The 12,827-nt window shown below is 37.0% G+C and carries 16 protein-coding genes; 4 read left to right on the forward strand and 12 right to left on the reverse strand.

Going from position 1 to position 12,827, the window contains the following annotated elements:
- Positions 1-101: 101 nt before the first annotated feature.
- The 7 genes from H9650_RS01655 to H9650_RS01685 all read right to left on the reverse strand — a co-directional run bounded on the left by H9650_RS01655 (position 102) and on the right by H9650_RS01685 (position 5,674).
- Positions 102-1,643, reverse strand: coding sequence for an acyl-CoA carboxylase subunit beta (locus H9650_RS01655; protein WP_191696416.1), 1,542 nt, complete (start codon positions 1,641-1,643; stop codon positions 102-104).
- Between the two features lie 188 nt (positions 1,644-1,831).
- Positions 1,832-2,044 carry an acetyl-CoA carboxylase biotin carboxyl carrier protein subunit gene (locus tag H9650_RS01660; protein ID WP_144537948.1) on the reverse strand — a complete coding sequence of 71 codons (213 nt, stop codon included), beginning with the start codon at positions 2,042-2,044 and terminating at the stop codon, positions 1,832-1,834.
- Complete coding sequence (locus H9650_RS01665; protein WP_144537947.1) at positions 2,041-3,402, reverse strand: acetyl-CoA carboxylase biotin carboxylase subunit; 1,362 nt, start codon at positions 3,400-3,402, stop codon at positions 2,041-2,043. Before H9650_RS01665 ends, H9650_RS01660 begins: the two co-directional genes overlap by 4 nt.
- Before the next feature lie 222 nt (positions 3,403-3,624).
- Positions 3,625-4,026 (reverse strand): hypothetical protein, encoded by a 402-nt coding sequence (locus H9650_RS01670; RefSeq protein ID WP_186318124.1) that lies wholly within the window; start codon positions 4,024-4,026, stop codon positions 3,625-3,627.
- A gap of 60 nt (positions 4,027-4,086) precedes the next feature.
- Positions 4,087-4,848: an enoyl-CoA hydratase/isomerase family protein gene (locus tag H9650_RS01675; protein ID WP_225321700.1), complete on the reverse strand. Its 762-nt coding sequence runs from the start codon at positions 4,846-4,848 to the stop codon at positions 4,087-4,089.
- A gap of 88 nt (positions 4,849-4,936) precedes the next feature.
- Entirely contained in the window at positions 4,937-5,110 is a 174-nt protein-coding gene (rpmF, locus tag H9650_RS01680; RefSeq protein ID WP_144537945.1) for a 50S ribosomal protein L32, read from the reverse strand.
- Between the two features lie 24 nt (positions 5,111-5,134).
- A complete protein-coding gene (locus H9650_RS01685) occupies positions 5,135-5,674 on the reverse strand; it encodes a YceD family protein (protein WP_144537944.1) in 540 nt (179 codons plus the stop codon).
- Positions 5,675-5,840: 166 nt separating this feature from the next.
- On the opposite strand from H9650_RS01685, the gene H9650_RS01690 reads away from it, so the two are divergent.
- Both H9650_RS01690 and H9650_RS01695 read left to right on the forward strand, forming a co-directional pair.
- On the forward strand, positions 5,841-6,041 hold the full coding sequence (locus tag H9650_RS01690; protein ID WP_144537943.1) for a hypothetical protein: 201 nt from the start codon (positions 5,841-5,843) through the stop codon (positions 6,039-6,041).
- Between the two features lie 20 nt (positions 6,042-6,061).
- Positions 6,062-7,276: a nucleotidyltransferase gene (locus H9650_RS01695; RefSeq protein WP_144538247.1), complete on the forward strand. Its 1,215-nt coding sequence runs from the start codon at positions 6,062-6,064 to the stop codon at positions 7,274-7,276.
- Here H9650_RS01695 and H9650_RS01700 read toward each other — a convergent pair whose 3' ends face one another.
- Positions 7,277-8,323, reverse strand: a complete 1,047-nt coding sequence (locus H9650_RS01700; RefSeq protein ID WP_144537942.1) for a SepM family pheromone-processing serine protease — start codon at positions 8,321-8,323, stop codon at positions 7,277-7,279. It lies immediately after the preceding gene.
- Positions 8,324-8,523: 200 nt separating this feature from the next.
- Between H9650_RS01700 and H9650_RS01705 the strand changes: the two genes are divergently transcribed.
- Positions 8,524-9,402 carry a hypothetical protein gene (locus tag H9650_RS01705; RefSeq protein ID WP_191696417.1) on the forward strand — a complete coding sequence of 293 codons (879 nt, stop codon included), beginning with the start codon at positions 8,524-8,526 and terminating at the stop codon, positions 9,400-9,402.
- Positions 9,403-9,518: 116 nt separating this feature from the next.
- Here H9650_RS01705 and coaD read toward each other — a convergent pair whose 3' ends face one another.
- The 3 genes from coaD to H9650_RS01720 are packed head-to-tail and all read right to left on the reverse strand — an operon-like array spanning position 9,519 to position 12,001.
- A complete protein-coding gene (gene coaD / locus H9650_RS01710; RefSeq protein WP_144537940.1) occupies positions 9,519-10,001 on the reverse strand; it encodes a pantetheine-phosphate adenylyltransferase in 483 nt (160 codons plus the stop codon).
- Positions 9,994-10,569, reverse strand: coding sequence for a 16S rRNA (guanine(966)-N(2))-methyltransferase RsmD (rsmD, locus tag H9650_RS01715; RefSeq protein WP_191696418.1), 576 nt, complete (start codon positions 10,567-10,569; stop codon positions 9,994-9,996). Before rsmD ends, coaD begins: the two co-directional genes overlap by 8 nt.
- 16 nt (positions 10,570-10,585) lie before the next feature.
- On the reverse strand, positions 10,586-12,001 hold the full coding sequence (locus tag H9650_RS01720; protein WP_144537938.1) for a hypothetical protein: 1,416 nt from the start codon (positions 11,999-12,001) through the stop codon (positions 10,586-10,588).
- Between the two features lie 52 nt (positions 12,002-12,053).
- On the opposite strand from H9650_RS01720, the gene H9650_RS01725 reads away from it, so the two are divergent.
- A complete protein-coding gene (locus tag H9650_RS01725) occupies positions 12,054-12,440 on the forward strand; it encodes a DUF7147 family protein (protein ID WP_144537937.1) in 387 nt (128 codons plus the stop codon).
- Between the two features lie 8 nt (positions 12,441-12,448).
- Here H9650_RS01725 and H9650_RS01730 read toward each other — a convergent pair whose 3' ends face one another.
- Positions 12,449-12,721, reverse strand: a complete 273-nt coding sequence (locus H9650_RS01730) for a YlbG family protein (RefSeq protein ID WP_144537936.1) — start codon at positions 12,719-12,721, stop codon at positions 12,449-12,451.
- Positions 12,722-12,827: the final 106 nt, after the last annotated feature.

The raw sequence follows: 12,827 nt of genomic DNA on the forward strand, positions 1-12,827 counted from the left end.
CAAAGTACAAGTCCTATGTTAAACGACAAATATAAACCTTGAAAAAAATATATATCCTTTGAAAAAGGCCTACCTCTAGGGTAGACCTTAGTTAAAAAAGATTATACAGGAAGTACTGGATGTTTTCGAGGTGCAATTGTTATTTCTTTATTTTCATAATATCTTAAACGGTTAGCCAATTCATTGCGTAGATCACTTGGCTTAACAATCTCATCAATAATCATTTCGGAAGCAAGTTTATAAATATCAATTTCTTCCTTATATTCTGCATGCTTTTCCTGAACAAACTTCAGTTTCTCTTTTGGATCCTCAATTGCTTCAATCTTGTTTGAATAGACCGCATTTACAGCAGCCTCAGGTCCCATAACAGCAATTTGAGCTGTTGGAAGAGCAATACACACATCAGGCTCAAATGCAGGACCTGCCATAGCATATAATCCAGCCCCATATGCTTTACGTACAATTACCGAAATTTTAGGTACTGTTGCTGAGCTCATCGCTGCAATTAGCTTTGCTCCGTGACGGATAATTCCTGCTCGTTCCACTTTGGTTCCAATCATAAATCCTGGCACATCTGCTAAGAACAATAAAGGGATAGAGAAAGCGTCACAAAGCGAAATAAATTTAGCTGCCTTGTCTGCCGAATCAACAAATAGTACTCCGCCTTTTGCTTTAGGTTGGTTAGCTATAATGCCAACAGCTTGTCCTTCAATTCGAGCGAATCCAGTAATTAACTCTGGAGCAAAAAGTTTTTTAACATCAAAGAACGAACCCTCATCTATTAGAGCATCAATTGCCTCGTACATATCAAAAGGAGCATTTTGATTTTCTGGAATAATTGCTTCAAGCGTTCTGCCAACTTTAATGTCCTTAGGTTCTATTTTTTTAGGCTTTTCTGTGTAGTTAGCAGGGAAATAGCTTAAGTACTTTTTCGCCTCTTCAATTGCTTCTTCTTCTGTTGATACAAGGACATCGCCAACTCCACTTACTGTGCAGTGCATTCTTGCACCGCCCATTTCTTCTAATGTAACCTTTTCCCCAATAACTTTTTCAGCCATACGTGGAGAACCTAAATACATAGAGGCATTGCCTTCTACCATGAATACAATATCACAAAATGCTGGAATATATGCTCCTCCAGCAGCAGAAGGTCCAAACAACAAGCAGATTTGAGGGATAAACCCAGAAAGTCTTACTTGATTATGGAAGATTCTTCCCGCCCCCCTGCGATTAGGGAACATAGCCAACTGGTCTGTAATACGAGCACCAGCAGAATCAACTAAATATAACAAAGGTACTCTATTTTTTTCAGCAATTTCTTGTATACGAATTATTTTCTCAACTGTTCTAAAGCCCCATGACCCCGCTTTTACTGTTGAGTCGTTTGCCATTACGCAAACAGTTTGCCCATTCACTTTACCAGTAGCAGTAACTACGCCATCCGCTGGTAGGTCGCTAGCCTCCACGTTTGCAAAGCGACCATCCTCAACGTATTCTCCATTATCAAATAATAGCTTAAGACGGTCACGAACGAATAGCTTGCCCTGTTGCTTCATTTTTTCATGATATTTAGAATGTCCCCCTGCATATATGGACGATAGCTTTTCTTCTAATTTGTCGTTATACCCTTTTGTTTCTCCCACTTTGCAAAACCCCCAATTCAAGTAGTTTCAGCCGGCCATTCCACCGACTGATACAAACTTGATAGAATAAACTACTAAACAATGATTTTATACATAGTTGCGTCAATTCCAATAATATTCAATAGAGCACCACCAATGTAAGTGGTATCCTCTGTTTTAATTATCTTGAATAATTACAAACTAAAAACTTATTCAAAGGTTACTAATACGTCACCTTCGTTAACGAAGTCTCCAACTTGTGCTTTGATTTCTGAAACTTTCCCAGAAGTGTCTGCTTCTACTGGTATTTCCATTTTCATCGATTCAAGAACCATTACTACTTGTCCTGCCTCTACTTCTTCACCAACTGCTACATTTACTGTAAATACTGTCCCTGCCATTGTTGATTCTAAATTCTTCATTTTGAAATTTCCTCCCTTTGTTTGGCCATCCATTCCCCTAAAACGGACGTTGAATATATTCCACTTGTAAAGTTACTATCATGTAAAAACTGATTAAACAGTGGAATATTAGTTTTTACTCCTTCTATTTTAGCAGAAGAAAACAATTTTTGTGCTTTCTCAATTGCTAATTTTCTGTTATCTGCATGGATAATGACTTTTGAGATCATCGGATCATAGAAAGGCGTTACTTTATCACCTTCCTCATACCCAGCATCTACTCGCACCTCAGTCAGGTCTCCCCATGAAAGAGTTGAGATAGTTCCCGGAGAAGGGAAAAATGTTTTTGGATCTTCAGCATAGATTCTAAATTCAAACGCGTGCCCATTGGAAGTAATATTTTGCTGTTCCTTAACAGGCAACTCCTCTCCCTCAGCAACCTTTAGCTGCCATTCTACCAAGTCAAAGCCCGTTACTGCTTCTGTGACAGGATGCTCCACTTGTAAGCGCGTGTTCATTTCTAGAAAATAAAATTGATGCTCTTGATCTACGATAAATTCAACAGTACCAGCATTTACATAATCGACCGCTTTAGCTGCGTTTACTGCTGCTTCATATAGTTTTAAACGAGCTTCCTCAGGAAAGTTAGGAGATGGAGATTCCTCCAATACTTTTTGATTTCTTCTTTGTACAGAGCAATTACGCTCGAACAAATGAACAATATTTCCTTTTGTATCCCCGAAGATTTGTACTTCAATGTGCCTTGAAGCCTCTATAAATTTTTCTAAAAATACTATATCGCTTCCAAAATAGGATTTTGCTCTTGTTTTAATGGAATCAAAATGCTTGCTAAGAGTCGCCTCATCATCACATTTAATCATTCCAATTCCACCGCCACCTGCACTTGCCTTCAGCATAATGGGGTAGCCAATTTGATTAGCTGCCTCTAGTGCAGCCTCTAAAGAGTTAAGCCCTTCTTCCGTACCCGGAACTACTGGAACATTTGCTTTAATCATTGTTATACGTGACTCAATCTTATCACCCATTTTTTCAATTGTTTCGGGCTTAGGTCCAATGAATTTAATCCCAGCAGCCTCCGCTTTTCTAGCAAACTCTGCATTTTCTGATAGAAAACCATAGCCTGGGTGAATAGCGTCAACGCCTTCTCTCTTTGCCAGTTCAATGATTTCGTCTGCTTTTAAATACGATTGCTGTACCTGGCTTGGTCCGATAAGAAAAGAATAATCAGCCTCTTTTACATAAGGCAACTGCTCATCTGCCTCCGAATAAATAGCTACTGTCTCAATATTCAACCGTTTGCATGTTTTAATAATACGCCTTGCAATTTCTCCCCTATTTGCTATTAATAGCTTTTTCATATGTATCTCCCCTTTGTCAAAAAATTTCTCCCCCCTATTAGTCTATACGATAAATGAAAGCGAATTCAACTTTCATCCTAAAAATGGGTAAATTCCTCCTGTTTACTAGATGATGAATTTGTTACAGGTGCCAGGCACCTGTAACAAAATTGTCATCTCCCCTCAAAAACTAATATGGTCGAAGCCATAATAAAAAGTCTCTATAATTTAGAGACTTCTTGGCTAATTTCTGTCTATATGTTGAACACCTTGTTTGGCCCAGTTCACTAATACCTCGTAATCTCTTTTCAGTAAATTATACGCAGTAGATATTTCATCATAGGAATTTTTCATCTGGTCATAGCTTTGCATTGCAAGCTGCAAATGGTTTTGAAGGGAAGAGGGATCAGTTACTGTTTCCTTGTAGCTTTCTTCCTTCGGGGAATCTTCTTTTGGGAAAAGTTGTGGGCGAAGATTTTTGTTCCATCTAAATGCACAAGCCTGTTTAGAACGTCCTAACAAAACACTTGCTTCCTGGAATCCGGAGATTTGGGTGTGGCCTTGTTCAATCTTTTTTAATACTATTTCTTTTAGTAGATTGTCTTCTTCGAGGGTCCAGCTATCTTTTCTCAATTTAACATTCACATTAATCACCCTTTGCTTTTTTATTAATATATGCAAAGTGGGTATAAATAGACTCTTATTTTACTTCTTTTTTGTTAAAAAAGAATTTACTGCCGCATGGTGCACATCTGCCTCCCAAAGAATTGAACATTCTTTTACTTCCTCCATTATTCTCTCGAATAATTGAGATTGCTCCCATTTTCTTATGAGTTGTTTTTTGTATGCCTTCAAAACTGTTGAATGAGGAACAATCATTTTTGCGATAAATTCATTGAGTGCATCTAATTTATCCCCCTCAAAGAGATCAGTAGCCCAACCGATTGATAGAAGCTCATTTGAATCATATGGAGTTGCTTCAGTTAGCATTTTTAAAGCTTTGTCATAGCGCATTCCTTTTTCAAAAAGGTATGTTCCACCACCCCATCCAGTGGTAATCGCTAATTTCCCTTGAATAAAACCACATTTCGCTTCTTTTTTAACAAGTCTATAGTCACATAATGTAGCTATCTCGCAGCCTCCGCCAACTGCTGTTCCATTGATTAAGGCAACTGTCGGAACCTCTAGCGTAGCCACATCATAAAGCACCTCAGCGACAGTACTTAACATACTATAAGATTCCTCAGCAGTTTTTAGCTTATGAAAAACGGACAAGTCTCCGCCTGAGCAAAATGATTTTTCACCTACACCTGTAATAACGACCAGCTTAGAAGTTTTGTTTGTTCTAACATTATTAACAAGCTGTCTAAATCCTTCTATTACTTCAAAGTTGATAGCGTTATGTATATTTGGTCGATTAATTTCAAAAAATAGGATGCCTTCTTTTTCTATCATTGTATAAGCCACAAAACGTACCTCCTAAAATGAATATAGAGAAAAAGGCTACCGAAGAGCCATGGTCTCTTTGGTAGCCTTTTAAGGAACAAATACTGTATTATTTGCTCACTACTTCTTTCCCTTTGTATTGACCGCATGATTTACAAACTCGGTGAGCCAATTTCATTTCACCACAATTTGAACAAGCAACCATACCAGGTACGGATAATTTAAAATGTGTACGACGTTTTCTTTTTACAGTTTTAGAAGTTCTTCTAGCTGGTACTGCCATTGGTGGCACCTCCTTACAGATCTATTATTCGTCTGTTTGATCAAAATACTTAGCTAATTCAGCAAGTCTTGGATCCAATTTTGGTTGTTCATCTTCTTGCAAATCATTCAGATCTTCATCTGTTGTGTAGCTCCAGCCTGTACCACCCTCGTGTTTAAATTGGTCTGCACCTTCTTTATACACTTGCAATGGTATTTCTAAAAGAACTAGTTCTTCTAGAACAGGGTCGACATTAATGACATCCCCTTCTACAACATGAAAATTATCATACGCTCTTGCAGAAGCGAGTGCACTATCAGACCAACTGAATACTTCATCAGATTGAATCTCAAATGGATATTCTACATCTTCCCAAGTGCGTGCACATGGTAATGTTAGAGTTCCTGAAAGCTGAAAATGACAAGTCATTTGCGCTGCACCAAATGTGCAGTGCCCTTTTACATGAACGGGTGAAATCTTTCGAACGTCCTGATTTCGTTTCTTCACATTTTCGAGTTCCACGAATTCATCTAATTCTAGACCGTTCTCACGATATTTGGATAGCTGATGAATTGCCCATTTCATACGATTATCACCTCAAGACAACAAAGTTGATTATATAATGACTGGTTTTAGATGTCAAGATAATTTCTTGTCACTACTTTATTTTAACATTATACTTTCAGTAAGGAAAGTAAATGCATTCCATATATTTTTAACAGACGAATTAAAGATTCAGATGGCTCCACCAATGAAAATCTGGCTAGAAACAGAAATGCGCCAGCGCCTTTCTATGCCTCCAACAAGTAGAGGAGAAATTGTGAGTAGGCATTTTCTCAGCAACAGTAAACGCACTTGTTTTAGACTTGCTTGCGCAACTTTTTACCCATTTGAACTCGAGGCGCAAAGCAATGAAGCTAGACAACAAAAAATTAAATATTTTTACCTTTAAAAAAGAAGGGAATGGAAATCATGAAGGCTACTGGAATTGTCGTTGAATATAACCCATTTCATAACGGTCATTTACATCATTTAAAGCAATCTCAAATTCAGACATCTAGCGACATAACAATTGCTGTCATGTCGGGCAATTTCCTCCAACGAGGAGAACCTGCCCTTGTGGACAAATGGACTAGAGCTAAAATGGCTTTAGACGCTGGAGTAGATTTAATTGTAGAGCTACCGTATGCATTTGCCACTGCTCAAGCAAGTGATTTTGCTAAGGGAGCTATTTTCCTATTAGACGCTCTAAAATGTGATACTTTTTGTTTTGGAAGTGAGGAGGGATCCATAGCATCCTTTGAACATACGTATAATTTGCTTTCTTCCAAAAAATTAGAGTATAACGAGGCTATTTCTCAATTTGTGAAGCAAGGGATCAGTTATCCAAAGGCTTTAAACGAGGCATACAAAAGTATTTCACGGTTTTCTGAAGAACCACTTGTAGATCTCTCTAAGCCTAATAACATTTTAGGCTTTCACTACCTTGAAGCAGCGCGTCAATTAAATTCACCAATTCAGCCTGCGACTATACAAAGAGTAGTTGCCAATTACCACGATGATGCGAGGGAAACAGAATCCATTGCAAGTGCAACTGGAATTCGAAAGGTGCTTTTTGAAGAGAAAGAACTGTCCAAGGTTCATTCTTTTTTACCATCAACAAGTATTGCTGGTCTGGAGCATTGGTTAGAGCATGCAGAAAGCTTCGGTAGCTGGGAACGCTTTTATCCGTTACTAAGGTTAATTATTTTGCGTCAGAATAAAAAAAGCATAGCTAAATATGCTGAGGTTACAGAAGGGATAGAAAATGCAATTTGGAATGCCGCTGTCAAGAATGAACACTTCCAGCCCTTCATGGAGCAAATTAAGTCAAAACGCTTCACATGGACAAGGATTCAAAGAATGCTGACACATATCTATACTGATTTTACTTGGGACCAGTTAAGAGCGATAGAGTATCCGACATATATTCGTCCACTTGCGATGAGTAGTAGTGGTCAAGCCTATCTACAATCCATAAAAAAAGACTTGCAGCTCCCTCTAGTTAGTAGAGTGGCTGCAAGCAAGGAAAATATACTACTCCAACTTGATATCAAAGCTGCAAATCTTTATTATTTGGGTCTTCAAACAAATTATGGAGCATCTATGGTTGGAAGCGATTTTCGTCAAATCCCTTTCCGTCAATAATCATTTGGGCTCCAGCTTATCTAAATAAGCTAGTGCGTCATCAATAGTTTTCACAGGCACAATTTTCATATTTGTGCCTATTTTTTCTGCAGATTTCATAGCCTCTTCATAATTAGAAATTAGATCAGGATTTTTAGCAAGAATTTCCTCTGCAATCTCATCATCAGGAGCAAACATTATTTCTGCTCCCTTTTTGTCTGCCGCAATCACCTTTAAATCAATTCCACCAATTCTTCCAACTGTACCGTCTGGTAGCATTTCACCAGTTCCAGCAATATTGTAGCCTTTTGTAATGTCTTCTGGTAGCAACTGATTTAGAATTTCAAGAGTGAACATTAGACCTGCAGATGGTCCACCAATATCTTCAGAATGAATCTCTACTACAGGGGTAGTTTCCACTACCTTGTTTTCCGTATAGGAAATACCGATCCCTGCCTTTTCAAGCACTCCTGGCACCGCCTTAAGGGTTACCTCCTTTGTCAGCTCATCTCCATCTCTTTCGACCTTCAAACGAATTTTATCGCCCTCTTTTTTACTTGCCAGATAGTCAGCGATGATCTCACCTGTCAAATCAGTTAATTCATCCATTTCTAATATTTTATCCCCGGCTTTAAGGATATTGTCTGCTCCACCGCCATCTATAACATTAAAAATAAAAATACCATGGTTAATAACCGTAAAAGGTTTTTTAGCCCGATCGAAGGCTACCGAAATAGCATTAAATTGAGAATCAGACATAAGCTTTAATTGACGGACATTATACTCCTCTTCATCCTCATCTTCTTGACGAATTTGATTGGCTTTATAAATCTTTTGACTATCCATTACTTTGGCATAGGCATACGTCAGTGGTGTCGCCTTGGACAAGGCAATTGTCAAAAGACTAAAAGTTCCTTCATCATCTTTATCTCCGCCATCGACCTCAACGAATGGCGTAAGCTCATAAGCTCCACCTGGTCTAGAGATATAGGATTCCATTGGATAGAAGCCCAGCACTAAAATGATTACAACAACAAAAAGAAGGATGATTGGTTTAATCTTCTTCATAAGTTATCCCTCTCTTTCATAAATAATTAAATGTAAGTATAAGTTTATCACTTACATTTTTGACTGACAAAACATATCAAGAAAATTTTACTAATGATGGGAGTTAAAATGAACACACAGCTCATAAAAAATGAGCAACTATAAAACTAAGCTTGAGAGAAAAGGCATTTTTCTCTTTAGAAGACAAGGAATGAATTAGAATGCATATTATTGTTACGATTGGCAGTTGGGCACTAATTATTCTCCTATTCTTGCAGCCAGGGGTTTCACATAAGGGTGCCTTAGAGGGTATGCGCCTCTTTACTACTGCTCTCATGCCCTATTTATTGCCTTATTTAGTTATTACTCAGATGTTCATTCGCTCCCAACAAGGATTTTTAAAGACTGAGAACAAATTTAAACTTTATTTTAATATTTACCTCCTGACTGCTCTAGGAGGCTTTCCTAGCGGAGCAGCTATTATCTCTTCTTTAAAAGAAATAGGCACATTAAATGCAAGGAATGCGAGCTGGCTGTTGGCTATCTGTCATGCACCGAGTCCCATGTTTGTTATTGGATTTGTAGGAATTGAAATATTTAACGCTGAGATAGCAGGACTTAAATTGTTAATCATCATTCATGTGGTAAATATTTTGTTCCTCCTAGTATTCATTATTTTTTCAAAGCCTATTCAAATGAATAACCATGAAAAAGTAATAAGTGGATCTCCATTCCAAGAAAGTATTAGAGAAACCTCTCAAATACTATTGCTTATTGGGACGACCGTTATATTTTTTACAACTGTCAGCTATATCGTTTTTGAATCCTTAAAAGAAATCATTCCTTCTATTTCCTCCTTTGCTCTAGTGTTTGTATCATCATTTTTTGAAATGACTGGAGGAATAAGCCTTGCGGGAGATATACTTTCTGGATCTACTTCTTTGCCCTTTGTTGTTGCTCTTATCATTGCATTTAGTGGCTTAAGTATTCATATGCAAATTATTGTACTTGCCCAAAAAGCAGGGATATCTATTCGAAAGTATATCCTATTCCGAATTCTCCATATGTTAATCATTCCACTAATCTTTGTAATAATATAAACAAAAGTGTTACAGGTGCCAGGCACCTGTAACACTTTTGCAACAAACCCCTAATATCTATCTAAAAAATAGATATTTTCTGTTCGTAAAAAAAACCTCACCAATAGGTAAGGTTTTTAATGTTTATATTTTTCCTTTAGGGCTTGTTCCACTTGGGAAGGAACAAGTTCTCCTATATTACCACCGTACTTGGCAACTTCTTTTACTATACTAGAGCTTAAAAAGGAATATTGATTTTTAGTCATGATAAAAAAAGTCTCGATTTCATCATTTAAAACTCGGTTCATAGAGGTGATCTGCATTTCGTATTCAAAGTCCGACACTGCTCTTAGCCCCCTAATGATAGCACTTGCCCCTACTTCTTGTGCATAGTCCATTAGTAGACCAGAGAAGGTTTCCACTCTCACGTTTGGCAAATGAGCTGTTACTTCTTGAATAAGCTTTACTCGCTCTTCTACCGAAAACAGAGGGTTTTTAGAGGAATTATTCAAGACAACCACATAGACCTCTGAGAAAATAGAAGCACCTCGAGTAATGATATCAAGATGTCCGTAAGTAATGGGATCAAAACTTCCTGGAACGACTGCAATTTTACTCATCTAAATTCTCCTCTTCTATTTGATGGCGGTAAATTGAAATAACCGTTCCTCCATAATTCTCTCTACGTGAAAGCTCAAAATTACCATAGGAATCTGGCAAATCGACCATTTTCTCATGCTCACATACGATAATACCTGTATCAGACATAAGACCCTTCTCGACTATCTCTCCAACTAAGTTGTAAAAAGGGGTCTTACTGTAAGGTGGATCAACGAATAACAATTCGAGTTTTAATGATCTTTTTTCAAAAGCCTTTACAGCACGAGAAGCATCAATTTTATAAATCTCACTTGCATCCTCTAACCGACATTTTTTCAAATTTTCATTGATGGTTTGAACAGCCTTTTGATCTTTTTCGATAAAAATACATATATCGATTCCTCTACTTAACGATTCAATGCCAAGACCTCCACTACCAGCAAACAAATCTACTGCAGTCCCACCGTCAAAATATGGACCGATCATATTAAATATTGATTCCTTTACTTTATCAGTAGTTGGTCTAGTGTTAGTACCTGGAACCGCCTTTAAAGGAAGCCCTCTTCTACTACCTGAAATAACTCTCATACAATTTCTCCTAGCATTAGTTAGACGTAGCTTCCTGCAAGTTTATCCGTTCTTCATTTTTATCAGTGTTCAATAAAAACAAACGAATCATCCACGTCTCTTCTATATAGAATTTTGAACCAATTTTTTCAAATGGCTCTGACATAGCATCATATCTCTTCTGATTATACACATAAAATGGCTCTTGAATCGGAAATCTAAAAGCTCTAGTTGCATTCTGAACATATAATCCTTTATCTGTGTCATCATAAGTATAGCCAAGAACATCTAACAATGGCTCCGCAGCATATAGAACCTTTCCATCCTTTAGCAACACATGTATATCTTTTTGCAGACTATTATTCACATACACTTCTCGAGAATCCTCAAACAGCAATGGAAATTTCTCTGTAGTCTGTTCATTTAAATGAAAGAACGAGGTCTTTGAATCAATGATGGATGATAAAAGATTATCTAATTTCTCTGCACTTAGCTGTTTCTGCCCCTCTAACTTAGTCTTCCATTCTAGAGCCTGGCTACTTGTAAGATAATTAATAAGTGTCTCATACATCCAAATTGATTTTTCGGTTCCAACAGGGGATTCCATTATAAAGCTGCTTACCACTTCTGCAAGTAGAAGATTATCGGCAGGAAGCTTATAACCCATTTGAACATTTTTAACAATTAGCTCCCTCTGTATAGATGGTAAATCATCTGTTTGGACAAATAAAATACTGCTTGGATTCACATCATTCTTGTTTGGTGTAAATAAAACCGAGGAATGACTAGCATTAGGTAAGTGCAATTCATCCAATAGTTCTTTAAGCCCGGTTGTGATTGGATCCTTGGAGTAAATGGTAAAGTTCTGATTTTCGTATTGTATAGGTAGAACCTCTTGTTGCCAATATAAATCCTGTACTGGGCCTTCACCAAAAAACAGAGAATAGTCAATTAAGTCTAACGATGAATTACCAACATTGGGCAAACCACTTACCCAAACTCCTCCCCTTTTTAAAGAATCAGTAATATGTAGGGTAGAATAGGAAACACCGCCATTTTCAATCTTACTTAGAAAATCTGAAAGAATAATTCCTTCCTGTAAGCCTTTTTTTAAAGGTATAGTGTAAGAAATACTTTGACTAGAAGATTCTCCCTCTTGAAAGCTAGCTAAATCTTCAGTTAATCTATCGCAGCTGTCTATGTTGTTGCTAATACAGCTTCTGTTTTCGCTGGATAGTGGCCAAGCGATAGAAAGCTTTTCTGAAGGAAGATCGAAAAAGTGCTGATTCACTTGAACGCTATCCTTTAATAACTGAATATCAATTTCTTGTTCATATAAAAAGGCTTGTCCCTCTTCATCTATATTAGAAGAGTAAACCTCATACTGAAATAATAATAAAACACAGTTTGTAACAACTAAAAACATGGATAAAAAGCCAACAATAATTTTCATGGAATTGTCCTCCAACAAAGTGGTAAGATGGATTGGAAAGGAAGTGTTTTCATTGATCCAACGTTTTATAGAGCTTGGCGAAGGTTACGGAGATTCATTTGAGCTTTGTGAACTCGCACGAGTAAACAAAGATCGTATATACAGAGCATTTATCTTCACATCCCCGAAAAACGGGAAGGAAGTTATATCAATAGCAATTGCTCTAAAACCCGTGAATGATACTAATTTTTTCCCAATTTATATTTGCCGTGAAGGGATTCCCCAAACACAGCCTGAATCCAAAAGACTAAGTACATTTACAGAAACATTAAAAGAGTTACATGTGGAACCTATTCGGATTTCTATCAAGCATTCGTCTACTTTTGCAGACAATGATTTATTTTATCAGTATATTATTGGCATATTAAGATTAAACCATTATATACCACCATTCCATTAATGGGTATTTTATAACCCAATTTTATAATCGTACTCTTTCGCTTTATCTGGTTTACTATTTTCAAACTCAGTTTTTAAAAATGGTCGATACGATTCTAAAATTTCTTTTACAAAAGGAAGTTTATTCATTTTTTGTTTAGCTACTTCTATTTGGTCTTGGTCGCAATACAAAACTACATATTTCATCTTTTTAGAAATATAATGTACATGACCGTATTTTCTTAAAGATTTTGCCTGTTTTAAATGATGCACATAGACAATTAGTCCTTGTCGTTCTGTCATACGTTTCCCTCATTTCTTCCTTCAAGAATAACATATGGAGGATTTTGATAGCAACAACAACTAGCTGACAGTTAAATATACATTAGCTATAATAAAAGAAAAAAGA

It is taken from the genome of Psychrobacillus faecigallinarum (assembly GCF_014836595.1).
In the GTDB taxonomy this organism is placed as follows: domain Bacteria; phylum Bacillota; class Bacilli; order Bacillales_A; family Planococcaceae; genus Psychrobacillus; species Psychrobacillus faecigallinarum.

What these genes read in the sequence shown, in the direction of transcription:
- H9650_RS01660 (WP_144537948.1), bottom strand. Translation starts at nt 2,044, where the DNA reads ATGAAGAATTTAGAATCAACAATGGCAGGGACAGTATTTACAGTAAAT.
- H9650_RS01665 (WP_144537947.1), bottom strand. Translation starts at nt 3,402, where the DNA reads ATGAAAAAGCTATTAATAGCAAATAGGGGAGAAATTGCAAGGCGTATT.
- rpmF (WP_144537945.1), bottom strand. Translation starts at nt 5,110, where the DNA reads ATGGCAGTACCAGCTAGAAGAACTTCTAAAACTGTAAAAAGAAAACGT.
- H9650_RS01685 (WP_144537944.1), bottom strand. Translation starts at nt 5,674, where the DNA reads ATGAAATGGGCAATTCATCAGCTATCCAAATATCGTGAGAACGGTCTA.
- H9650_RS01690 (WP_144537943.1), top strand. Translation starts at nt 5,841, where the DNA reads ATGAAAATCTGGCTAGAAACAGAAATGCGCCAGCGCCTTTCTATGCCT.
- H9650_RS01695 (WP_144538247.1), top strand. Translation starts at nt 6,062, where the DNA reads ATGAAGGCTACTGGAATTGTCGTTGAATATAACCCATTTCATAACGGT.
- H9650_RS01700 (WP_144537942.1), bottom strand. Translation starts at nt 8,323, where the DNA reads ATGAAGAAGATTAAACCAATCATCCTTCTTTTTGTTGTTGTAATCATT.
- H9650_RS01705 (WP_191696417.1), top strand. Translation starts at nt 8,524, where the DNA reads ATGCATATTATTGTTACGATTGGCAGTTGGGCACTAATTATTCTCCTA.
- coaD (WP_144537940.1), bottom strand. Translation starts at nt 10,001, where the DNA reads ATGAGTAAAATTGCAGTCGTTCCAGGAAGTTTTGATCCCATTACTTAC.
- rsmD (WP_191696418.1), bottom strand. Translation starts at nt 10,569, where the DNA reads ATGAGAGTTATTTCAGGTAGTAGAAGAGGGCTTCCTTTAAAGGCGGTT.
- H9650_RS01720 (WP_144537938.1), bottom strand. Translation starts at nt 12,001, where the DNA reads ATGAAAATTATTGTTGGCTTTTTATCCATGTTTTTAGTTGTTACAAAC.
- H9650_RS01730 (WP_144537936.1), bottom strand. Translation starts at nt 12,721, where the DNA reads ATGACAGAACGACAAGGACTAATTGTCTATGTGCATCATTTAAAACAG.